Annotated in this window: 20 protein-coding genes, 1 pseudogene and 1 riboswitch; of the genes and pseudogenes, 8 read left to right on the top strand and 13 right to left on the bottom strand. The window is 68.1% G+C overall.

Annotated elements, in window-relative coordinates; all coding sequences use genetic code 11:
* The 3 genes from ACFPN1_RS06750 to hslO all read right to left on the bottom strand — a co-directional run.
* Positions 1 to 208, bottom strand: a 208-nt coding sequence (locus tag ACFPN1_RS06750) for a hypothetical protein (RefSeq protein ID WP_386753988.1), incomplete at its 3' end; no start/stop codon positions are given.
* Positions 209 to 441: 233 nt separating this feature from the next.
* Positions 442 to 1,257, bottom strand: coding sequence for an XOO1806 family protein (locus ACFPN1_RS06745; RefSeq protein WP_386754065.1), 816 nt, complete (start codon positions 1,255 to 1,257; stop codon positions 442 to 444).
* A gap of 143 nt (positions 1,258 to 1,400) precedes the next feature.
* Positions 1,401 to 2,300: an Hsp33 family molecular chaperone HslO gene (gene hslO / locus ACFPN1_RS06740; RefSeq protein WP_386753986.1), complete on the bottom strand. Its 900-nt coding sequence runs from the start codon at positions 2,298 to 2,300 to the stop codon at positions 1,401 to 1,403.
* A 119-nt stretch (positions 2,301 to 2,419) separates the two neighbouring features.
* On the opposite strand from hslO, the gene mtgA reads away from it, so the two are divergent.
* From mtgA to ACFPN1_RS06725, 3 genes are read left to right on the top strand one after another with little or no spacing between them, the layout of a single operon-like run.
* Positions 2,420 to 3,178, top strand: coding sequence for a monofunctional biosynthetic peptidoglycan transglycosylase (gene mtgA, locus ACFPN1_RS06735; RefSeq protein WP_386753985.1), 759 nt, complete (start codon positions 2,420 to 2,422; stop codon positions 3,176 to 3,178).
* 41 nt (positions 3,179 to 3,219) lie between these two features.
* Positions 3,220 to 4,245: a glycosyltransferase family 2 protein gene (locus ACFPN1_RS06730; protein WP_386753984.1), complete on the top strand. Its 1,026-nt coding sequence runs from the start codon at positions 3,220 to 3,222 to the stop codon at positions 4,243 to 4,245.
* A complete protein-coding gene (locus ACFPN1_RS06725; RefSeq protein ID WP_386753983.1) occupies positions 4,205 to 4,633 on the top strand; it encodes a CBS domain-containing protein in 429 nt (142 codons plus the stop codon). Before ACFPN1_RS06730 ends, ACFPN1_RS06725 begins: the two co-directional genes overlap by 41 nt.
* Before the next feature lie 2 nt (positions 4,634 to 4,635).
* Here the strand turns inward: ACFPN1_RS06725 and ACFPN1_RS06720 are convergent, their stop codons facing one another.
* Together ACFPN1_RS06720 and trhA are read right to left on the bottom strand one after the other, a co-directional pair.
* Positions 4,636 to 6,600 carry an AsmA family protein gene (locus ACFPN1_RS06720; RefSeq protein WP_386753982.1) on the bottom strand — a complete coding sequence of 655 codons (1,965 nt, stop codon included), beginning with the start codon at positions 6,598 to 6,600 and terminating at the stop codon, positions 4,636 to 4,638.
* A gap of 98 nt (positions 6,601 to 6,698) precedes the next feature.
* On the bottom strand, positions 6,699 to 7,349 hold the full coding sequence (gene trhA, locus ACFPN1_RS06715) for a PAQR family membrane homeostasis protein TrhA (protein WP_386753981.1): 651 nt from the start codon (positions 7,347 to 7,349) through the stop codon (positions 6,699 to 6,701).
* Between the two features lie 99 nt (positions 7,350 to 7,448).
* Between trhA and ACFPN1_RS06710 the strand changes: the two genes are divergently transcribed.
* The gene (locus tag ACFPN1_RS06710; protein WP_386753980.1) at positions 7,449 to 8,072 is read left to right on the top strand and encodes a sulfotransferase family 2 domain-containing protein; all 624 of its coding nucleotides are present in this window, start codon (positions 7,449 to 7,451) and stop codon (positions 8,070 to 8,072) included.
* A gap of 77 nt (positions 8,073 to 8,149) precedes the next feature.
* Here ACFPN1_RS06710 and ACFPN1_RS06705 read toward each other — a convergent pair whose 3' ends face one another.
* The 3 genes from ACFPN1_RS06705 to ACFPN1_RS06695 form a co-directional block, all read right to left on the bottom strand.
* Positions 8,150 to 9,754: a peptide chain release factor 3 gene (locus tag ACFPN1_RS06705; RefSeq protein WP_386753979.1), complete on the bottom strand. Its 1,605-nt coding sequence runs from the start codon at positions 9,752 to 9,754 to the stop codon at positions 8,150 to 8,152.
* 94 nt (positions 9,755 to 9,848) lie between these two features.
* Positions 9,849 to 10,772 (bottom strand): peptidoglycan DD-metalloendopeptidase family protein, encoded by a 924-nt coding sequence (locus tag ACFPN1_RS06700; RefSeq protein ID WP_386753978.1) that lies wholly within the window; start codon positions 10,770 to 10,772, stop codon positions 9,849 to 9,851.
* A 10-nt stretch (positions 10,773 to 10,782) separates the two neighbouring features.
* Positions 10,783 to 11,877, bottom strand: coding sequence for a phytase (locus ACFPN1_RS06695; RefSeq protein ID WP_386753977.1), 1,095 nt, complete (start codon positions 11,875 to 11,877; stop codon positions 10,783 to 10,785).
* Positions 11,878 to 12,049: 172 nt separating this feature from the next.
* A riboswitch (SAM riboswitch) is annotated at positions 12,050 to 12,162 on the top strand.
* 66 nt (positions 12,163 to 12,228) lie between these two features.
* On the opposite strand from ACFPN1_RS06695, the gene metX reads away from it, so the two are divergent.
* From metX to ACFPN1_RS06680, 3 genes are read left to right on the top strand one after another with little or no spacing between them, the layout of a single operon-like run.
* Complete coding sequence (metX, locus tag ACFPN1_RS06690; protein WP_386753975.1) at positions 12,229 to 13,296, top strand: homoserine O-succinyltransferase MetX; 1,068 nt, start codon at positions 12,229 to 12,231, stop codon at positions 13,294 to 13,296.
* On the top strand, positions 13,293 to 14,504 hold the full coding sequence (locus tag ACFPN1_RS06685) for an O-succinylhomoserine (thiol)-lyase (RefSeq protein WP_386753974.1): 1,212 nt from the start codon (positions 13,293 to 13,295) through the stop codon (positions 14,502 to 14,504). Before metX ends, ACFPN1_RS06685 begins: the two co-directional genes overlap by 4 nt.
* Positions 14,501 to 15,670: a homoserine dehydrogenase family protein gene (locus tag ACFPN1_RS06680; RefSeq protein ID WP_386753973.1), complete on the top strand. Its 1,170-nt coding sequence runs from the start codon at positions 14,501 to 14,503 to the stop codon at positions 15,668 to 15,670. Before ACFPN1_RS06685 ends, ACFPN1_RS06680 begins: the two co-directional genes overlap by 4 nt.
* Positions 15,671 to 15,716: 46 nt before the next feature.
* On the opposite strand, the gene ACFPN1_RS06675 is transcribed toward ACFPN1_RS06680, so the two are convergent.
* Positions 15,717 to 17,906 (bottom strand): putative bifunctional diguanylate cyclase/phosphodiesterase, encoded by a 2,190-nt coding sequence (locus ACFPN1_RS06675; RefSeq protein ID WP_386753972.1) that lies wholly within the window; start codon positions 17,904 to 17,906, stop codon positions 15,717 to 15,719.
* A gap of 105 nt (positions 17,907 to 18,011) precedes the next feature.
* Positions 18,012 to 19,394 carry an L-serine ammonia-lyase gene (locus ACFPN1_RS06670; RefSeq protein ID WP_386753971.1) on the bottom strand — a complete coding sequence of 461 codons (1,383 nt, stop codon included), beginning with the start codon at positions 19,392 to 19,394 and terminating at the stop codon, positions 18,012 to 18,014.
* Between the two features lie 117 nt (positions 19,395 to 19,511).
* Between ACFPN1_RS06670 and ACFPN1_RS06665 the strand changes: the two genes are divergently transcribed.
* A complete protein-coding gene (locus ACFPN1_RS06665; RefSeq protein ID WP_386753970.1) occupies positions 19,512 to 19,772 on the top strand; it encodes a glutaredoxin family protein in 261 nt (86 codons plus the stop codon).
* 23 nt (positions 19,773 to 19,795) lie between these two features.
* On the opposite strand, the gene ACFPN1_RS06660 is transcribed toward ACFPN1_RS06665, so the two are convergent.
* The 3 genes and pseudogenes from ACFPN1_RS06660 to ACFPN1_RS06650 all read right to left on the bottom strand — a co-directional run bounded on the left by ACFPN1_RS06660 (position 19,796) and on the right by ACFPN1_RS06650 (position 21,772).
* Entirely contained in the window at positions 19,796 to 20,365 is a 570-nt protein-coding gene (locus ACFPN1_RS06660) for a YceI family protein (protein WP_386753969.1), read from the bottom strand.
* 67 nt (positions 20,366 to 20,432) lie between these two features.
* Positions 20,433 to 20,981 (bottom strand): annotated as a pseudogene (locus ACFPN1_RS06655) (cytochrome b); the annotation flags it as partial.
* Positions 20,982 to 21,007: 26 nt separating this feature from the next.
* Positions 21,008 to 21,772 (bottom strand): YceI family protein, encoded by a 765-nt coding sequence (locus tag ACFPN1_RS06650; protein WP_386753967.1) that lies wholly within the window; start codon positions 21,770 to 21,772, stop codon positions 21,008 to 21,010.
* Positions 21,773 to 21,956 lie beyond the last annotated feature (184 nt).

Here is a 21,956-nt window from a genome sequence, read left to right as displayed (position 1 = left end):
GGCTGAGCGAGAACACCGGCTGCGAGGTCTCGATGTCGGTGCGCTTGATGCGCGAACCGGTGACCTCGATGCGCTCGAGGGTCGTGGCTTCCTTTTCCTGCGGCGCGGGTGCGGCGTCCTGCGCGAACGCAGAGCCGGTACCGGCAATGGTGCCCACGGCGATGGCGTAGGTAATCGCATCGCGGAGCTTGGTGGTCTTCAAAGTCATCTCTCTCTCCAAGTCGGTCTTGGTTTGTTTCCCATGGGAACCTCCCCGGCGGCGTCAAGGAAGACACCAAAACCGGCAAGGCCGTCCGGATAGTAGACCGGCCTACCGAAAAATTAAAGTGTCGTTAACAGACGCCGACGAATGGTCCGGAAGGCTCCAGACGCGCGGGGGAAGTGCGGATGGGAGGAGAGCGGGAAGCAGGCGCGCGATCGGGGCGCCTGAGACAGAGGACTTCAGAGGTCCTGTTCGTACCGGACGTAGGGGATGGTGCCCTCGTCCTTGTCCGTGTCGCTGGGCGCGAACGGGTTCTTGCCGCGGGTAACGACATTCTCGGCGCCCACGGTGAGCTGTCCGCTCCACGGGGTCCGCCAGGTCAGGCCAAGCCCGAGTCCGCCCCATTGACCCGGGGCTCCGGGCGTATCGACGACACGACCGATGATGTTGGCGCCGAAATTCCCTATGCCGGCGCCGATGCTGAAGGTCTTGGTGGTCCAGCGGTCCGCGACTTCGGAAGGGATGTCGTCGGCGGGGATCAGCCGTGCCCGGGCCAGCGTGCCGCCGATGGACACCGTCGCCTCACGGCCGATGTTCTTCTGGCCGTACAGCGTCAGGCTGTTCTGGTCGACCTTGCCGGCCTTGTTGTTCGGGGTGAGCCAGGCGGGCAGGGTGTCGCGGGCGTTGCCAAGGATCAGCCCGAGCCGGCTGCTGCCGCGAGTCAGGTTGACTCCCGCATTGAGCTGGCGATCGCTGCCGTCGCTGTCCAGGGTGGCCAGCATGCAGTGGTTGGCGAGATTGCCGATCGCCGACGCCAGGCCGCCCTTGCGATCACACACGAGTCCGAGCGTGTCGCCGGCGGCGACCCCGAACGCGGCATCCAGCGTGTTGCCGCCGGCGCGCCAGCGGGCGCCCGCAATGGGGGTGACGCTGGGCTCGAGCTGAAGCACGGCTTCGAGCTTGCCGTTGGTGTTCCAGACCGGAAGCAGGGTCGTGTCCGCCTTCGCGCCGGTCACCTGCGCATGCGCACCCGTCGTCGCGGCGAGCGCGAGCAGGAGGGCGAATGGCAAGTGGAGCAGGCGCGCTTTCATGGCGTGGTTACGACCGGATCCTGCCGGTGAAGTTCCCCGCTTTATGGGCCTGGGACTATAGCTACTTTATGCTTATTTAACAATCTGTGCAGCGGGTCTCAAGCCGGCTATTGCGTCCGTTCGGGGGCCGGCTGGACGTCGCCGCCGACGAAAAGTCCCTCGATCTGGTCGGGGCTGAACCGGTAGGACTGGCCGCAGAACTCACAACGGACCACCGCTTCCCCGTCGGCCAGCGCCGCCCGGGCCTCCTCCTGGCCCAGGGATTCCAGCATGGCCTCCACCCGCTCGCGCGAGCACGAGCAGGCGAAGGCGAGCGGGCGGCTGCCGAGCATGCGTGCGCCGTCCTCATGGAACAGACGGGTGACCAGTTGTTCTCCACTCCATTCCAGGAGTTCCCTTGGCGACAGCGTGTCGAACAGGGCTCCTGCGCGGGTCCAGCCGTCATCGTCGCCGGCATCCCCCGGTAGCTTCTGCAGCATCAGGCCCGCGGCCGCGATTTCGTCCGCGGCCAGCAGCAGGCGCGTGGGCAGCTGTTCCGAACGGCGGAAATAGTCTTCGAACGCGCCGGCCAACGAATCTGATTCCAGAGCGACCAGGCCCTGGTAACGCATCGGTTCACGGCCGTCGCGCGACGGATTCTCGATGGTGATGGCCAGCATGGCGTCCGGACCGAGCTCGCGAAGGTCGCGCGACACCGATTCCGGGCCCTCTTCGGCGAGTTGGGCGATCCCGCGCAGCGTGCCGGCTGCCGTGCATTCGGCGAACAGCGTGCGCAGTGCGCCGTGTCCCCGGAGCTGCACCGAAAGCCGGCCATCGACCTTGGCATGGCCGGTGAACAATGCCGCCGCGGCCGCGGCCTCGCCGAGCAGTTCGGCGGCCGCGGCGGGATATTCGGCACGCGAGCGGATCTGCTGCCAGGTGTCGTGCAAATGCACGCGAACACCGCGTACGCCGGCGCCTTCGATCAGGAAGCGGCTCAATTGGTCACGATCTGCGTTGGTCGTCATGGCTTCGTGCAGTAAGGCGTGCGGCATCCACGATAATGCGCGCATCGGTTGCGGGATGACCGCAGGATGGGGACGGGGGGCGCCGGGTGCAAGACACGATCCAGGGTGAAGCGGAGAGCATGGCCACGGCGAAAACGCGGCGCCGGCGTTGGCTCGGCTGGCTGTGGCGGCTGGCGCTGTGCTTCGTGGTCGCGACGGTCCTGCAGGTGCTGGTGCTGCGCTTCATCGATCCTCCGTTTACCGCGTTCATGGCAGCGAGGCAGTTCGAAGCGTTGGGAGAGGGCGATTTCGGCTTTCGCATCGCCTACGACTCGCGCGACCTGGAGGACATCTCGCCTTACGTGCCGCTCGCGGTGATCGCCTCCGAAGACCAGAACTTCGCCACGCACAACGGGTTCGACTTCAAGGCCATCGAGAAGGCGCGTGCCCACAACGAACGCGCCGAAGAACGCGCGCGCAAACGCAACCGTCCCGTCGCCCGTATCCGCGGCGCCAGCACCATCAGCCAGCAGCTGGCCAAGAACCTGTTCCTGTGGAAGGGGCAGGGGGTGACGCGCTGGGCGCGGAAGGGCCTGGAGGTCTGGTACACCGTGTTGATCGAGACACTGTGGCCGAAGCGTCGGATCATCGAGGTCTACGTCAATACCGTCGAGTTCGGCAACGGCGTGTACGGTGCACAGGCGGCCGCGCGGACCTACTTCCGCAAGGACGCGAAATCCCTTTCGGCAGCGGAAGCCGCGCGCATGGCGGCCGTGCTGCCCAATCCGCGCCGTTACAGCATCGCCCGCCCCGGACCGTACGTGCAGCGGCGGAGCAATGCGATCCAGCGGCAGATGCGTTACATGGGCGGCCCCGCCTTCCTGCAGCGGATCGATTGACCGAGGCAGCGCTTCCGCGCCGTGGCCGTTACCATGCCGGGATGACCCGCGACCTGCTCACCATCGTCGTTGCGGCCTTCAACGAGGCCCAGGCATTGCCATTGCTGCATCCGCGACTGCGGGCGGTGCTCGACACCATGCCCGACGTGGAGAGCCGCGTGCTCTATATCGACGATGGCAGTCGTGATGCCACCTGGGAGGTATTGCAGCACCTGGCAACCCAGGATCCCCGCGTGGCGCTGCTGCGGCTGTCGCGCAATTTCGGCAAGGAAGCGGCGCTGACCGCCGGACTGGACCATGTCGACGCCGGTGCCGCGCTGATCCTCGATGCCGATGGTCAGGATCCGCCCGAGCTCATTCCGCAGTTCGTCGCCCGATGGCGCGAGGGTTTCGACGATGTCCACGGCACGCGCATCGAACGGGAGGGCGAAGGCTGGCTCAAGCGCGGTACTGCCCACGTCTTCTATCGCGTGATCGGCCGGCTTTCCCACACTCCGATTCCCGCCGACACCGGCGACTTTCGCCTGCTGTCGCCGCGCTCGCTCGCGGCCCTGCGCCAATTGCGCGAACGCCATCGCTTCATGAAGGGGCTGTTCGGCTGGGTCGGGTTCAACAGCGTGGCGATTCCCTATCACCGCGAGGCGCGCAGCGCCGGCGCCAGCAAGTTCAACTTCTGGCGCCTGTGGAACTTCGCGCTCGAAGGTATCACCAGTTTTTCGACCGCGCCGCTGCGGCTGGCGACGTACCTCGGCCTGATCACGGCCGCCGTGGCCTTCGTCTACGCGTTGTGGATCGTGATCAAGGCGATGCTCTGGGGCGACCCGGTGGCGGGCTGGCCGACGATGATGGCGGTCATCCTGTTCCTGGGGGGCGTGCAGCTGATCGCCCTGGGGCTGATCGGCGAATACCTGGGGCGCCTGTATCTGGAAGCCAAGCAGCGCCCCTTGTACCTGGTCGACGCCTGGAAGCCGGCCGCAGGAGTATTCTCTTCTCGCCAGTCGCCAGTCGCCATCGAAGGAGAGAGCCATGCGCACCGTACGGCAGCTGCTCGAAGCGAAAGCCCCTGAGATCTACGCGATCGCACCGGACGCGCCGGTCATCGATGCGATCCGGCTGATGGCGGAAAAGCGGATCGGTGCGGTCCTGGTGATGGAAGGCACGCGCCTGGTCGGGATTCTTTCCGAGCGCGATTACGCGCGGAAGATCGTGCTGCAGGGGCGTTCCTCCAGCGACACGCCGGTCAGCACGATCATGACGACCGACGTGATCAGCGTACGCCTCGACGACACTGCGGAGCGTTGCATGCAGATCGTCACGCACGAGCGCATCCGTCATCTGCCGGTGCTTCACTCGGGCGAGGTGGTGGGGGTCGTGTCGATCGGCGATCTGGTCAAGGCGGTGATCGAGGACCAGCAGGTCGAACTCGACCAGTTGCAGCGCTACATCGCCAGCTAGCATTACTTCGCGTAGCGGCCGCCGCACGCGACGTCCTTGCCAGGCCCCAGTTCGAGCGTCGCCAGCAATGCGGCCGGTGGCGCGATGTTCCCAAGCGTGAGCGCCAGCGCACCGCGCAGGCCCAGACGGCCGTAGTCGGGGTGGAATTCCGGATCCTTGAACGTACCGTCGATCCACAACGGCGAGCGCAGCGCCAGCAGGCTGCGGTCCTTCGGCCGCGGGCGCAGTTTCAGGTGCAGGGTTTCGTCGCGCAGGTCGATCGTGCCTTCCCCGACGATGATGGTGTCGGTGGTGTCGAAGGCCAGCGAACGCGCGGTCATGACGCCATCGCGGACGTCGAAGTCGCCGAACGCGCAACGCACGGGCACCTTGCGATCGCCACGCACGAGAAACTTCAATGCCTCGGCCACGTCGATGCCGGCCAGTTCCATCAGCAGGTTGCTGATCTGGCCGCTGCCCATGCCGACGGCGACATCGCCGTTGCTGGTCCCCAGCATGGCGGCGATCGAGTTGCCCGTGCCGGTCAACGCGACGTTCCCGCCGATGCGCCCGATCGCATCCTGCGCGAGCTTCACATCGGGAACGAGTTGCTTCAGGTTCAAACCCTTCACATCGATCCGGGCACGCGTGCGGATCGGGCTGTCACGCGCGTCCATCCGTATCACGGTGCGCAGCTGGCCACCGGCGACGCCGAAATCCAGCGGCTCCAGTCGTAGCAGGCCGTTCTCCAGCAGCAGGTGCGTCTGCATGTCGTCCAGCGGCAGTCGCGGCGCGTTGATGCGATGCGCCCGGTAGCGCACGTCGGCGTCCATCGCGCGCAGCCGGTCGAGTTCGTAGGGTCGGTCGGGCAGCACGCGGGTGCGCGCGCGGTCTTCCGCTTCCCGGGCGGCCAGCATGGCGTTCGTCGATTCGCCTTTGCCGCCCTGCGGGGTCTTGTTGATGAAGCCGGCCAGGTCGTCGAAGTCCAGCCGTTTCGACACCAGGTTCGCGCGCAGGTAAGGCCGCGGCCCGCCCACCGCGACGCTGGCATCGCCGGCCAGATCGCTGTCGCCGACCACGCCGTGGAAATCTTCGTAATGCCAGACGCGGTGCTGCGCGTTCCGGATTTCGCGCGTCAGCCGGCCGTCGAGGCGGTACGGCGGCGTGTTCGGAGTAACGATGCCGAGCAGCGGATACAGGTCGGCCATGTCGTCGCCCGACAACGCCAGTTGCAGGTCGAAGTCGCGCAACAGCACCGGGTCGACGAGCGTGCCGCGTGCATGTGCGCGGGTCGCGCCGGCTGCACCGGTGAAATCGATCCGGTACGGACGCTGGCGATCGCGCAGTGCGAGCGGCGACTGCGCCATTCCCTTCGCGTGGAAGCGGTTGCCTTTCCAGTGCCCATGGCCCACCACCGCTACGGTGGAAGCGGCGTCGCCCCGGCCGGCGGCGCTGGTGATGGTCGCGGCGATGTCCGTGCGGTTGGCGACGTCGGCGAAAGTGAGCGTGCCCTTGTCGATCCACAGGCGCGAGAACTGCGCCCGCGTCTCGCCACCATCGCCGAACTTCCAGTTGCCGGTGCGCTGCGGCCCGACTTCCAGGTGCAGCACGGGATGCGTCAGCTTCAGTTCGGGCACGCGGACCTGCCGCCGCAGCAACGGCCAGAGGCGAATGGAAAATTCGACGCGATCGGCTGTGGCCATGAGCGGCTGCTTCGACCACGCCGCGTTGCCGAAGCGCAACCGATCCGCGCGAACGACCGGCGCGCGCCAGTCGAGGTCGACATCGAGATTTCCGGCAATTTCGAAGCGCCGTCCGGTGCGCGCTTCCACCTGTCGCTCGATCGGGCCCCTGAGCCAGTTCCAGTCCCAGACCAGCACCAGGATGACGAGCGCGACCACGAGCACTCCCAGCACCCCCCGCCAGGGATGCCGTCGCATGGCCTGGGCAGTGGCCACGGCAAGTTCACGGGGAAGATGCGGATCCATGGGAAGTCGAGGCACGGCCGGTCCGTGCTTCCACTCACCATCGGCAACCACCGGTCAAGCACCGGTGAATGTGTTGTGCGCGATTCAGTAAACGCGCGTCAGGCGGAAGGCACCACCTGCGCCATCACCGAGACGTAATGGCAGACGCTGCCGGCGATGACGAACATGTGCCAGATCGCGTGGGAATACGGCAGCGATGGTCGATGGTAGAAGGCCGTGCCCAGCGTGTAGCAGACGCCGCCTGCGAGCAGCCAGCCGAACGTCCAGCCGTCGAGGGCGCGGAACACGGGGACGATGGCCAGCAGCACCAGCCATCCCATCGCGATGTAAATGCCGGTGGACAGCAGCTTGAAGCGCCCGGTGAAAAACAGCTTGAACACGACTCCGGCGAGCGCGAGCGTCCAGATCGCTGTGAAGAGCCACAAGCCCAGGCCGCCCCGCAGGCCGACCAGCGTGAAGGGCGTATACGTACCCGCGATGAGCAGGTAGATCGCGCAGTGATCGAACACCTTCAGGCGCGCCTTGGCCACCGGGTGCTGGATCGCGTGGTAGAGCGTGGACGCGATGTACAGCAGCAGCATGCAGGCGCCGAACACGATGGCTCCGCCGAGCTGCCAGCCGTCGCCCTGAAGCGCCGCGAGCGCGATCATCACGGCTCCGCCCGCGAGCGCCGCAGTGGCACCCAGCCCGTGGGTGAGGGCGTTGGCGAGTTCCTCGCGGATCGACACGGGCATCGGGGACGGGGTCATGGGTCCGAGGATCGGCTGGCGGGCTGGAGCAAATGCTCTCGGCCGCGCGAGGGGGTGGAGGCACCTTATCATTCGGCTTCCGAGGCCAGTCGTATCCGGATGATCATTTCCCACCAGCACCGCTTCGTCTTCGCGGCCATTCCGAAAACAGGTACCCATTCGGTACGACACGCGCTGCGTGAGCACATGAGCGCGGATGACCTGGAGCAGGTTGGGCTTTTCGTCAACAAGCGCTTCCCGTACGAGGAGCTGGCGCGCATCCGGCACGGCCACATCAGCCTGGACCAGGTCCGTCCCTTTCTGGGCGAAGAGGCGTTCGCGCAGTATTTCAAGTTCGCTTTCGTGCGCAATCCGTTCGATCGCTTCGTGTCCTACTGCGCATTCATGACCCGCGAGAATGGCGCATTCCAGCAGAATCCCCGGCAGGTCATGCGCCGGATGCTGTACGAATTGCGCCCGATGCACCATGTGCTGTTCCAGCCGCAGCATGGTTTCGTCACCGACGGCGAAGGGCGAGTGCTGGCCGATTACATCGGCCGCGTCGAGGACATGCAGGCGTCCTACGATGAAATCTGCGCGCGGATCGGCATTCCCAGCGCGACACTGGGGCAGGTGAACAGCTCCCAGCGTGGGCGTTACCGCGACTACTATGACCAGGAGCTGATCGACGGCGTCACCGAGCTGTATGCGCGCGATCTGGAGTTGTTCGGCTACACGTTCTGAAGCGCGGATGAAGCCGGTGAACTGGAAGCCCGACGCCCGGCGGACGCCGGGCATTTGCATCGCGTCGTGCGGCGGTTTCAGTCCACCGCCACCGCATGCGCATGTTCGCGCGTGGCAAGGAACTGCACGTCCGGCGCGCGCTCCTGGGCCAGCTGCAGGTTGACGCGCGTCGGGGCCAGATAGACCAGCTCGCCGGCGGCATCGAACGCGAGGTTCATCGCGTTCCTGTCGCGGAATTCCTCGAGCTTCTTCGCGTCGGCGCAGCGGATCCAGCGCGCGGTCGCCACGTTGACCTGCTCGAAGCTGGCGTCCACGCCGTATTCGTCCTTGAGCCGGTAGGCGACGACGTCGAACTGCAGCATGCCGACCGCGCCGAGGATCAGGTCGTTCGACATCAGGGGGCGGAAGAACTGCGTGGCGCCTTCTTCCGAAAGCTGGGCCAGGCCCTTCTGCAGCTGCTTGAGCTTGAGCGGATCGCGCAGGCGCGCGCGGCGGAACAGTTCCGGGGCGAAGTTCGGAATGCCGGTGAAGCTCAGCATCTCGCCTTCGCTGAAGCTGTCGCCGATGGAAATCGTGCCGTGGTTGTGGATGCCGATCACGTCGCCCGGCCAGGCGCTTTCGGCGATCTCGCGATCGGAGGCCATGAAAGTCAGCGCATTGGCGAGCTTCACTTCCTTGCCGCTGCGCGGATGGAAGGCCTTCATGCCGGCGGTGAACTTGCCCGAGCAGATGCGCATGAACGCGACGCGGTCGCGGTGCTGCGGATCCATGTTCGCCTGGATCTTGAACACGAAGCCGGACAGGTGCGTTTCGTAGGGCGCCACCTCGCGCGAGGTCGTCGCGCGCGGCTTCGGCGAGGGGGCGTGCTCGACGAAGAAATCGAGCAGCAGCTGCACGCCGAAGTTGTTGACCGCCGAACCGAAGAACACCGGCGTCTGCTTGCCGGCGAGGTATGCCGCCGGATCGAAGGGATGCGAGGCGCCCTGCACGAGTTCCAGCTCGTCGCGCAGTTCGGCGAGCATGTCCGCGCCGATGCGTTCTTCCAGCGCCGGATCGTCGATGGAAGCGAAGATCGTGGAGTCCTGCCGGCTGAAGTTGCGTCCGGCTTCGTACAGGTGCACTTCGCCGGTGACAAGGTGCACCACGCCCTTGAGGCGCTGGCCCATGCCGATCGGCCATGTGACCGGCGCGCACTGGATGCCCAGCACGCTCTCGACTTCGTCCAGCAGTTCGATCGGCGGCTTGCCCTCGCGGTCGAGCTTGTTGATGAAGGTCATGATCGGCGTGTCGCGCAGGCGGCACACCTCCATCAGCTTGATCGTGCGTTCCTCGACGCCCTTGGCGACGTCGATGACCATCAGCGCGGAGTCCACCGCGGTCAGCACGCGGTAGGTGTCCTCGCCGAAGTCGGCGTGGCCGGGCGTGTCGAGCAGGTTGACGATGCGGCCTTCGTACGGGAACTGCATCACCGACGAGGTCACCGAGATGCCGCGTTCCTTTTCCAGCGCCATCCAGTCGGAAGTCGCGTGGCGCGCGGCCTTGCGGCCCTTGACCGAACCCGCCATCTGGATCGCGCCGCCGAACAGCAACAGCTTTTCGGTCAGAGTGGTCTTGCCGGCGTCGGGATGCGAAATGATCGCGAACGTGCGGCGGCGCAGGGCTTCGAGGGAAACGTCGGACATGGCATCGGCGCGCCGCAGGGCGCGTCGGGAAGCGGGGAAGGGCGCGAATTATAGCGGTACGGCGGCCTGGCCCGGCGTCCGGGCGGTACGGCCGTCAGTTGCCGGCGCCGCCGGCGATGCGCAGCGGCCCGGCCGGCCCGCGCATGCGGAATGGCAGCGATTCCAGCTTCATCCCGCGATTCACCTGGACCGCGAAATGCAGATGGGGGCCGGTGGTGAAGCCGGTGTTCCCCGAAATCCCGATCTGCTGTCCGGCGCGCACGCGCTGGCCGACGCGGACCAGCGCGCCTTCCTCACGCAGGTGGGCGTACAGCGCCATCGTGCCGTCGTCGTGCAGGATGCGGATGAAATTGGCGCGGCCGCCGTACCTCTCGCGATTGAGGCCGGCCTTGGCGAAGTCGTTTTCGACCTGCATGACCACGCCGTCGCGCGCGGCGAGCACCGGCGTGCCGATGTCGGCGGCGAAATCGACTGCGTAGCGGTTCTGCGGATCGTTGTGGCTGAAGCTGCCGCCGAAGCCCTGGTCGATGCGCAGGGCGGTCTGTCGCAGCGGCAGCACGTACTCGAAATCGCGCGGACGCGCGCCGGGATCGCCCGGCAGGCTGTCCATCAACAGCTCGCCGCCACGGCTCGCGTCCAGCACCGCGACCAGCGTGCTGCCGCGCGCCGGCACGGTGGCGCGGGCGGGCAACGGCGGATCGCTGTCGACGCCGCCACCGCGCGCCTGCAGCAGCACTTCGATCGGTCCGGCGAGGTTGTTGTCGGCGAACGCGAGATAACGGCCGTTGCTGGATTCCACGCGCAGGCGCGCAACGGCGCGCGGTTCGACGGTGACCGGAATGACCTTGAGCGTGCCGCTTTTCACCGCCGGACTGGTGCTGTCCGGCGCACTGTCGCCGTAGTGGGTGACGCCGTTCCGGTCGGTCCACTTGTAGATCTTGGCCGCGTGGGCGCCGGCCGCCGCGCCGATGGCCAGCGTGGCGGCAAGGAGCGCGGCGGTGGAACGGGTGACGGCCATTGCGCTGGGATTACTCGGTGCAGCCCTGCTTCAGGCCGAGCGAGCTTGCCACATCGCGCAGGTCGAAGGCGGTGACGGCCTTGTCGTCGCTCTGGGCAAAGAGCGCGCCACCGGGGAAGCCGGCCATCGCCGCCGCGTGCAGCGCGACGCCGTCGGTCCGCGCGGTTTTCGCGCCCTGGAAGCTGCCGACCGGCTTGAGCGTCACGCGATCGAAGAGGTGGAAGATCGTCAGCGGCGCGAGCTGGTCGACCGCGATCCAGTAACCGCTGCCATCGGGGCAGGTCCACAGCACGACGCCTTCGGCTTCGGCGCCGAACGCGTCCTGCGGCAGGCTGCGGCCGGTGAACTTGCCGCTGAAGGTGTATTCGCGCAGCGTCGACAGATGGCGCCGGTCCTCGTCGGCGATCAGCATGCGGTCGTTCTCGGGATCGCCCGCGATCGATTCGACCATGCGCAGCGCGGTGTCCTCGTGCGTATCGCCGAACGATCCGGCGTACTGCGCACGCAGCGCGCCGTCCTGGTCGAATGCCACGCGGAAGCGGCGCACGCGCTGGTTCAGTTCCCCGAACGGCGGCACCACGTCGTACTTCTTGCCGTACATGAAGCTGTCGGTGACGTAGACGTCGAATTCGCCGGGTTCCTTCTCCGTCAGCCAGATCCCGTACGGGCTGCGCAGTACCTGGTCGCCGAACGTTCCGATCGTGCGGAAGTCCGGCAGCGTCAGCACCTGCACGCGGTGGTTGTCGCGTTCGACCACGAACAGGTAGTCGCCCTGCACGGCGAGGCCGTTGGGCCGCTTGAACTGGCCGGGCCCCGCGCCTTCCTCGCCGAAGGTGCGCAGTTCCTCGCCGGTGTCCGCGTCGAACACCACCAGCCGATGGCTCGACTTGCCCGTCGCGATCAGCCAGGTGTTGCCGTCCTCGGTGGGCCAGGTGGCCAGCGAATCGAGCTCTTCGGCCGGCACGTCGGCCGAGATGTACGCCTCGGGGACGGTGACCGGCGTCGGCGCAGCCGTGGGCGTGGCGGGGAGGGTGTCGCGTGGAGCGGAGGCGCAGGCGCCGAGCAGGCCGGCAAGGCCGGCCGCGATCAGGAGGCGTGGATTCATTCGGGGAGTCTACGGAACGCGGCTGATGCAATGGGCCGATTGTGTCGAAACAGGCGTGGATCGAAAACGGGGGGCTGGCGAAGTCGAGGGGCGTCATGACCAATTGGAATATATATCGCTTTATCACGATGAAGAGATTGACGTTATCGGTGGCCGGCTGGCAGGATGCGGCCCTCCATCGAGACCGGCTGAGGGACAGGCCCTTTGACGCCGGGGCAACCTACCGCGAGGTGAGCGGGAAGGTGCCAACTCCTGCGGCCCGCACGCGGTGCCGGAAGATGGTTGTTCGTCCGCCTGTCGCAGGCGGCGTGCAACGACGCTCGATGGCTCCTTCCCGCATGGAACCGCCGCATGAGCCTCGCCACCCGCATCGCCCCACCGCTTTCCGCCCCCGCACACGCCGGTGCGGCGCCCGCGCCGGCCGGCGCCGATCCGGTAGCCGCCGAGCGCGGCGAGCTCGCGCTGCCCCTGACCCTGCGGCACTCCGGCGCGCACGTGTTCGGCCTGCGCTACGAGCTGCTCGGCGAGGCCGGGCTTCCCGTCGTGTTCGTCGCCGGTGGTATTTCCGCGCATCGCCACGCCGGTAGCAGCGAGGCCTTCGCCGAGCCGGGCTGGTGGGACGTGCAGGTGGGGCCCGGGCGGGCGCTCGATCCGACGCGCCATCGCCTCCTGGCAATCGACTGGATCGGCGCCGACGGCCGCGTCGATGCCGTGATCGATCCGGCCGACCAGGCCGACGCGATCGCGGCGGTGCTGGACGCATTGCGCATCGAAAGCCTGGCCGCCTTCGTCGGCTGTTCGTACGGGGCGATGGTCGGGCTGCAGTTCGCCTCGCGTCACGGCGCGCGGCTGCAACGCCTGGTCGCGATCAGCGGCGCGCATCGCGCCCATCCCTATTCGAGCGCGTGGCGCGCGCTGCAACGCCGCGCGGTGGCGCTGGGTGCCTTGCAGTGCGATGAAAGCCACGGCCTCGCGCTGGCCCGGCAGCTCGCGATCCTCAGCTACCGCACGCCGGAAGAATTCGACGAGCGCTTCGGTGCCGCACAGGTCGTCGATGGCGGCGTGCGCGTGGCCGCCGAGGGCTACCTCGACCACTGCGGCGCGCAGTACGTCGCGCGGACCTCGCCGGTCGCCTTCCAGCGCCTGTCCGAATCCATCGACCTGCAGTGCGTGGATCCCGCCACGATCCACGTGCCGGTGCTGGTCGTCGCCGTCGAGGAGGACCGGCTGGTGCCGCTCGCCGACAGCATCGAACTGGCGCAGCGCCTGGGCGGCGAATCGCGCATCGAAACCCTCTCTTCGCGCTACGGCCACGACGCCTTCCTCAAGGAGGAAGCGGACATCGCCGCGCTGCTGTCCGGGGCGTTGCGCGACGTTGCCGCAACGACGTCTTCCATCGCCATCGAGGCCGCCGCATGACCACGCCCTTCCGCACCGCCGCTTCCCGCCAGCTCTGTACCACCGCCGTGCGCGCCGGCATCGATCGCGATGCGGCCTTCGGCGCGGTGACACCGCCGCTCGTGCTGTCGTCCAACTTCAGCTTCGCCGGTTTCGACCAAAAGCGGCAGTACGACTACACGCGCAGCGGCAATCCCACGCGCGATCTGCTGGGCGAGGCGCTGGCCGAACTCGAGGGCGGTGCCGGCGGCGTGGTCACCGCCACCGGCATGGGCGCGATCACGCTGCTGCTCAATGCACTGCTGGTGCCCGGCGATCGCCTGGTGGTGCCGCACGACTGCTACGGCGGCAGCTGGCGCCTGTTCAACGCGCTGGCGAAGAAGGGCGCGTTCGAACTGGTGACGGCCGACCTGACCGATCCGCGCGCGCTGGCCGAAGCACTGCGCGATCCGCCGCGGCTGGTCTGGATCGAAACCCCGTCGAATCCGCTGCTGCGCATCACCGACCTGCGCTTCGTCATCGAAGCGGCGCACAAGGCGGGCGCGCTGGCGGTGGTCGACAACACCTTCCTGTCGCCGGCGCTGCAGCAGCCGATCGCGTTTGGCGCCGACTTCGTGTTGCATTCGACGACGAAGTACATCAACGGCCACAGCGACGTGGTCGGCGGCGCGGTCGTGGCGAAGGATGCCGGGCAGCACCAGCAGCTCACGTGGTGGGCCAACGCGCTCGGCCTGACCGGTTCGCCGTTCGACAGCTTCCTCACCCTGCGCGGCCTGCGCACGCTCGACGCGCGCCTGCGCGTGCACCAGGAGAACACGCAGGCGCTGGTCGCGATGTTCGATGGCCATCCGGCGGTCGCGGCCGTGCACTATCCCGGGCTGGAACGCCACGTCGGGCATTCGGTCGCGGCGAAGCAGCAACACGGTTTCGGCGCGATGCTGAGCGTCGAACTGGCCGGCGGCACCGACGCGGTGCGCGCGTTCCTCGATGGCCTGCAATGCTTCACTCTGGCCGAATCGCTCGGCGGCGTGGAAAGCCTGATCGCGCACCCGGCGACGATGACTCATGCGGCGATGGCGCCCGAAGCACGTGCCGCGGCGGGGATCGGCGACGGCCTGCTGCGTCTGTCCGTCGGGATCGAACATGCGGACGATCTCGCCAGCGACATCGCCGCGGCGCTGGAGCGTGCTGCGACGGCCACTGGCAGCGCACGACGCGTGGCGAAATGAACGCGGCTATCGACGTGCCCGATGCCCGCCGCAGTGTGCACACGAATGCGGACGCGCGTCCGTGCGCGCGCGTGGCGCTGCTCGGGACCGGCACGGTCGGTCGCGCGGTTCTCGCGCGGTTGGCGATGTGGTCCGGCGGCCCGTTCGTCGATCGCCTGCAACTGGTGCATGCGGCGAATTCGCGCATGGCGCTCGCCGATCCGGCGGGCGTGTGTCCGCAGATGGCGGGCGCGCTGCTCGGTGCGCCGCGGCAGGTGGATGCGGCGTGCACGCATGGCACGGCGATGCCTGCTACGGCGCGTTCATCGCTCGATGCAGTTGCCGCCTCGCTCGGGCGCGCGGGTACGCGCATCGTGATCGACGCCACCGCGAGCGAGGCCGTGGCCGCGCGCCATGCGGCGTGGCTCGCGCAGGGCGTCCACGTCGTCACCGCGTGCAAGCTGGGGCAGGGCACGTCATTGCAGCGCTGGCGCGAGATCCGCAGCGCCTGCCGCGAGGGCGGCACCCGCTACGGCGACAGCGCCACCGTCGGCGCCGGTTTGCCGCTGTTGCGTTCGCTGCGCGAACTGCAGGAAGGAGGCGACCGCATCCACGCCATCGCCGGCGTGTTGTCGGGGTCGCTGGCGTGGCTGTTCAACCATTACGACGGCATGCGGCCATTCTCCGCACTGGTGCGGCAGGCCCGCGATGCGGGCTACACCGAGCCGGACCCGCGCGACGATCTGTCCGGCGAGGACGTGCGCCGCAAGCTGGTGATCCTCGCGCGCGCGGCCGGCGTCGAGCTGGAGCCGCACGAGGTCGAGGTGGCCTCGCTCGTTCCGCCGGAACTGGCGACGGCGGGTCCGGATGCGGTCGATGCCGCGTTGCCCGCGCTGGACGCCGCACTGCGGCAGCGCTTCGCCGCCGCGTACAGGAGCGGCGCGAAACTGCGCTTCATCGCACGCCTGGAAAGCGACGCAAACGGATCGCCGCGCGCGCGGGTCGGACTGGAGGCGCTGCCGGAAGACCACGCGCTCGCCGGCGGTGCGGGCACCGACAACAAGGTCGCGATCTGGTCGGATCGCTACCGCGGCCAGCCGCTGGTGATCCAGGGCCCCGGCGCGGGTGCGGAAGTCACGGCCGCCGGCCTGCTCGACGACGCGTTGCGGATCGTTCGCGGGAGTTGAGCGGCTCGTGCGGGATCACGACGCGCCGGACCCCGGTGCCGTTGGATCAGGCCACCGCCGGCGCGGCGAAGAACGTCTCGATCGACTGCGGCCGACCGAACAGGTAGCCCTGCGCGTAGTCCACCTGCATTTCCTGCAGGAGGCGATGCTCGGCTTCGGTCTCGACCTGCTCGGCGATAGTGCTCTTGCCGATCACGTGCGCGATGTCGCCGATCGAGCGCACCACCGCCTGCGAGAGCTGCGAACCCTCCAGGCCGCGGATGAAGCTGCCGTCGATCTTGATGTAGTCCACGTCGAGATCGCTGAGGTAACCGAACGAGCAGAAGCCGGTGCCGAAGTCGTCCAGGGCGAAGCGGCAGCCCAGGTCGCGCATCTGGCCGATGAAGCGCTGCGCGCGCTGGCGATCGCGCACGACGCTCGTTTCGGTGATTTCCAGACACAGGTTTTCGGCCGGAAAACTGCTGCGGCGCAGGCGTGCGGCCAGGTAGTCGGCGAAGTGCTCGTCGGTGAGCGTGGCCCCACTGAGGTTGATGCCGCAGCTGGCGACGCGCTTGGCGGCCTGCGGGTTGCGTTCGAGCCAGCGCAGGGCCGCGTCGATGACATAGCGGTCGATGCGCGGGCCCATGCGGAAGCGTTCCGCGGCGGAAATGAATTCGGCGGGCACGTGGATGCGGCCGCCGGGTTCCTGCCACCGCAGCAGGACCTCGAAATGGACGCCTTCGCCATTGGCCTGGTGCGTCGGCACGATCGGCTGGACGTAAAGCAGGAACTGCTCGCGCTCGAGCACTTCGCGGATGCGCAGCGCCGAGCGCATCACCGCGCTGTGCGCCTGGGCCTCGTCGCTGCTCGGATAGGAGACATGGAAGCGGTTGCCGCCGAGTTCCTTGGCCGCGAAGCATGCGGCGTCGGCGTGCGAGAACAGCGTGTCGTAGTCGCGCCCGTCGACCTGCGGCGTCGCCGACACCAGGCCGATGCTCGCGGTGGTGGTCAGCACCTGGTCGCCCCAGGGCACGCGCATCGCCTCGATCTCGTTGAGCAGGCGCCGCGCTTCCACGATCGCACCGGCTTCCGCACGCGGCAGCAGGATCGCGAACTCGTCGCCGCCGGTGCGCGACACCAGCGCTTCGTCGCCGACGGCCGCCGCGATCGCGCCGCCGATCGCGTGGATCATGTCGTCACCGGCGACGTGACTGGTGCTGTCGTTGATGATCTTGAGGTTGTCCAGATCGAGGTACAGCAGCGTCGCAGGGACCTCGGTGGTCGCCAGGCGCTTGCGCGCTTCCTCCTCGAAGGCGGTGCGGTTGAGCAGGCCGGTGAGGGTGTCGCGGGTGGCGCGCTGGTACAGGGCGTACGACGTCGTGCGCTGCTCGAGTCCGGCCAGGGCCATCATCACCGGGATCACGGCGACCAGGCACAGGAGCAGCAGCAGGACAGCGGTTTCCAGCAGCGTGCGCGGCGCGGTGAAGCCGCCCAGGCCCATGCCCGTGGCGGCGCCGAGGTAGATCACGGTGATGCCGGTCGACGCCGCGGTCCACACCGGCGAGAAGCGCAGGGCCGACCACAGCAGCAGCACCAGCGGCAGGCTGATCAGGCCCAGCACGTAGATGCCGCGGCCGCCGAGCGAGTGGATGGCGATGAAGCTGGTCGCCAGCAGTGCGATCCAGAAGATGCGCTCGCGCAGCGTCGCGGGCTCGTGGAACGGCGACAGCTTGTGCACCGGGTTGCGCGTCGTGGTGCACAACAGGATGGTGGGAGCCGCCACGGCGATGCCGAGCATGTCGCCGAGCGTCCAGCGCACGAAGGCTTCGGGAATCTGGGCCGCATCCAGGCGTCCGGTCTGCTGCAGGGCGAAGATGCCGAACGCGGCGCTCAGCAAGCTTTGCAGCACGCCGCCGCCGAGCAGGCGCATGCCGTCCTCGATACGCAGGTGCAGGGCGCGGCCACGCAGGACGTACCACGCCGCGATCGCGGTCGCCGCGGTCTTGCCGGCGACGGCCAGCACCATGTAGAGCGCACTCGGCGCGCTGAGTGCGGTGAACAGCAGGGAGGAGACCAGGACCACGGCGGTCCAGCGCAGGCCATAACGCACGGCGACGGCGAAGCCGATGCCAGCGCTCGGCCACAGCATGGAGGTGCCGCCGGGACCGCTCAGGTAACGCGATGCGAGCACCGCGCTGGCGAAACAGAGCGCAGTCCATAGCAGGAAGCGTTGAATGTCCCGGGCCTTACCTTGCATGGCTCCAGTCTACAGGGCATTGCCGGACGCGTGGCCCGGCCGGTCCGATGCCGCGTCCGTTCCTCGGCCGCGCGCGCAGCGGCCGGCGGGCATGGATTCCATGGCTCAGCACTCGATGACGTTGACGGCCAGCCCGCCGCGCGAGGTTTCCTTGTACTTGTCCTGCATGTCGCGACCGGTGTCGCGCATGGTCTTGATGACCTTGTCGAGCGACACCTTGTGCTTGCCGTCGCCGCGCATGGCCATGCGCGAGGCGTTGATCGCCTTCACCGAGCCCATCGCGTTGCGCTCGATGCAGGGGATCTGCACCAGGCCGCCGATGGGATCGCAGGTGAGGCCGAGGTTGTGCTCCATGCCGATCTCGGCCGCGTTCTCGATCTGGCCGGGCGTGCCGCCGATTGCGGCGGTCAGGCCGGCCGCGGCCATCGAGCAGGCCACGCCGACTTCGCCCTGGCAGCCGACTTCGGCGCCGCTGATCGACGCGTTTTCCTTGTAGAGGATGCCGACCGCCGCCGCGGTGAGCAGGAAATCGAAGATGCCCTGCTCGTTGGCGCCGGGGCAGAAGCGATCGTAGTAGTGCAGCACCGCCGGGATGATGCCAGCTGCGCCATTGGTCGGCGCGGTGACGACGCGCCCGCCGGCGGCGTTCTCCTCGTTGACGGCCAGCGCGTAGAGGTTGACCCAGTCGAGCACGGTGAGCGGATCGCGCATCGCCGCCTCGGGTCGCGCCGACAGTTCGTTGTGCAGCGACGGCGCGCGCCGCGCGACGTGCAGGCCGCCCGGCAGCGTGCCTTCCTCGCGGATGCCGCGCGTCACGCAGTTCTGCATCGCCTGCCAGATCTCGCGCAGGCCGTCGCGGATCTCCGTTCCCGAGCGCCAGGCGTGTTCGTTGGCGAACATCAGCTGGGCGATGGTCAGGCCGTGCGTCTCGCATTGCCGCAGCAGCTCGGCGCCGCTGTGGAACGGGTAGGGCAACTCGGTGGTGTCGGCGACGATGCGGTCCTCCGCTGCCTCGTCCTGGTTGACGACGAAGCCACCGCCGACGGAGTAGTAATCGCGGGTCGCCAGCACTTCGCCGCCGGCGTCGTACGCGGTGAAGCGCATGCCGTTGGTGTGGAAGGGCAGCTTCTGCCGCTTGTTCATGATCAGATCGTTCTTCTCGTCGAAGGCGATCTCGTGCCGGCCCAGCAGCCGGATCTTCCTTTCGCCGCGGATCCGTGCCAGCGCGTCCGGAATGACGTCCGGATCGATCAGGTTGGGCATGTGCCCTTCCAGGCCCATCAGTACGGCCTTGTCGGTGCCGTGCCCGCGACCGGTGAGCGCGAGCGAGCCGAACACTTCCGCGCGTACGCGCGCCGTGCGTTCGAGGTTGCCGTTTTCCGCGAGCCACTTCTGCGCGAAGCGGCAGGCGGCGCGCATGGGACCGACGGTGTGCGAGGAACTCGGACCCACGCCGATCTTGAAGAGGTCGAAGGTGCTGACGGCCATGGGGATTCCGGATCGGGAGGGACGCGCCGGACGGCTGCGTGAATGGCCCTATTCTATGCCTCCTGCGCAAGTGCGCCCCTTGCGCATTCACACAATCCGCTGCCGTATCGAAAGCCCATGACGCCGCTCGTCCTGTTCCAGCGCGATGACTGCCATCTGTGCGACCTCGCCCTGGAGGTGCTGGCGCAGGCGCGCACGCCCGAATTCGACAGCGTGTTCATCGATGGCGACGAGGCGCTGGAAGCGCGTTACGGCACGCGCGTGCCGGTGCTGTGCGATGCGGCCACCGGCAACGAACTGGAGTGGCCCTTCGATGCGGAACAGCTGCGGGCGTGGCTCGCGGCGGGTTCCCGGAGCGATGCGCGCTCCGGGGCCTAGCGTGCGGATATCGGCGGGCGCCGTTACTTGCGGGCAGCGGTGGCCGCCTTCGGCACGAAGAACACCTTGGTGCTGACCGCGATCTCGTTGGGGATCAGCGAGGTATCGGCCCAGTCGCCTTCGCCCACGCCGAAGTCCAGGCGCTTCACCGTCGCCTTGCCGGCGAGCACCGGCTTCGCGCCCGGTGTCCAGGTGAAAGTCAGCGTGACCGGCCGGCTGACCCCGTGCAGGCTCAGCGTGCCGTCGGCCGCGTAGGAGTTGCCGCCGAGCGCGCGGAACCTCGTCGCGGTGTAGCGCGCCTGCGGGAACTTCGCCGAGTCGAAGAAGGAGCTGCCGCGCATCTCGCCGTCGTAGTCGCTGTTGCCGGTGCTGGCGGTGGCAAGCGGAATGGTGACGTCGAGCTTCGCTGCGGACAGTTGCGCCGGGTCGAAGGAGAAGCTCGTGACGAAACCGGGGAAGCGGCCGGTGAACGCTTCGCCCTGGTAGGTGCCCGCGAACGCGAGGACGGACCCGGGGGCCTGCGCGTAATCGGCGGCGGCGGCAACGACGGGCGCCGCAAGCAGGGCGGCGAGCAGCAGGGATTTAGACGACATCGCGATGTTCCTCGGCGACAGGGGGAAGGGGGGAGGCAGGCGTAGCGGACGTCGCGCCGGGTGCGCGCAGCCAGCCGCGCGGCAGCATCCGGGCCAGCGTGGCGTCGTGCTGGAAGAGGTGGTGGTAGAGCGCGGCCGCGGCATGCATCAGGGCGAGCGCGATCAGCGTCCAGAACAGGAATTCGTGCACCTGCACGGCGGTGTCGTGCAGCGATTCGCTCTTGGCCGCGATCGACGGCAGGTTGAACAGGTTGAACCAGCGCAGCGGGAAACCCGCCGCCGAATTGAGCAGCCAGCCGCTGAGCGGCATGGCGAACACCAGCACGTACAGGGCCGCATGGGTCAGCGATGCGATGCGCTCCTGCCAGTGCGGCGTGCCCTCCACGGGCCGCGGCGCGCCGGCATAGAGGCGCCATAGCAGGCGCAGCGTCATCAGCGCCAGCACGGTGAGGCCGAACGATTTGTGCAGCAGGTAGACCTGGATCTTGTCCGGGCTGTTGCGCATTTCGGTCATGACCAGGCCGACCGTGCCCAGGCCCAGGATCATCAGCACGATCAGCCAGTGCAGCAGCTGGCTCACGGCGCCCCAGCGGTCGGTGGTGTTCTTCCAGAGCATGTCGGGTCTCGTCGGTGGTCGGGCGATTACTGAGAGGGCGGCGGAGGCAGTTCGGATTCGCGCTCCGGCGGAATTTCTTCTTCGGCCGGTTCGGCAGGGAGAGGCGCGTCCTCGGCCGGCGTCGCGTCGGCTTCGGGCAGTTCCTCCGCTCTCGTCGCATCCGGCGGGGTATCGGCGGCCGGTTCTTCGCGCCCCCGGCTGCGCACCGCCTCGGCTTCGATCAGCAACCGGACCTCGTCGCCGATCACGCCGGGCCAGGCGGTGATCCCGAAGGCCTTGCGGCTCAGCGTGGCCGTCGCGGAAAACCCCGCGGTGCGGTGGAACGGCGGCAGCGGATGCCGCTTGAGCGCATTGAACGCGACATCCAGGCACACCGGTCCGGTCACGCCGCGCAACGTCAGGTCGCCGCAGACCCGCGCATGGTCGCCGTCCACGCCCTCCACCTGGCGGGAAACGAAGCGGGCTTCGGGATGATGCTTGCCGTCGAGCAGGTTCGAGGCCAGCACGGCCGTGTTCCACTTCGCATCGCCCAGGTCCAGGCGGGTGACCGGGACGGTAACGTCGAGCTGTGCGGTGCGCCAGTCGTCGCGGTCGAAACGGAGCGTGCCGGTACTGCCCGAGATCGCACCCATCGCATGCGAAAAGCCGGCGTGGCTGACCAGGAAGACGACGCGGGTGTGGACCGGGTCGATCGCGTAGTTGTCCGGTCCCGCGGCCCTCACCGCGCCCGCGGACAGGGCCGTGGTGAGCAGTGCGGTGCCGGCCAGCAAACGACGGAAGCGATGCGCCATGGTGTTCTCGCTGAATGCGCGGTCCCGGGACCATCGATTCTAGGGCCGTCCATACCAACGGGTGCCTAACCCGCCGGAGCGCTTGCAGTCCGCCGTGGCTTGGTCGAGCCTAGCGGCGGGGAATCCTGGGGGGAGACTCGCATGGCAAGAGCCAGGAAGGCGCTGGCGGCGCTCGCGAACGCGT

The organism is Lysobacter yangpyeongensis (genome assembly GCF_042655745.1).
In the GTDB taxonomy this organism is placed as follows: Bacteria; Pseudomonadota; Gammaproteobacteria; order Xanthomonadales; family Xanthomonadaceae; genus Agrilutibacter; species Agrilutibacter yangpyeongensis.
The sequence above is the reverse complement of the archived record's forward strand: the minus strand, read 5'-3'. Positions and strand labels throughout refer to the sequence as shown.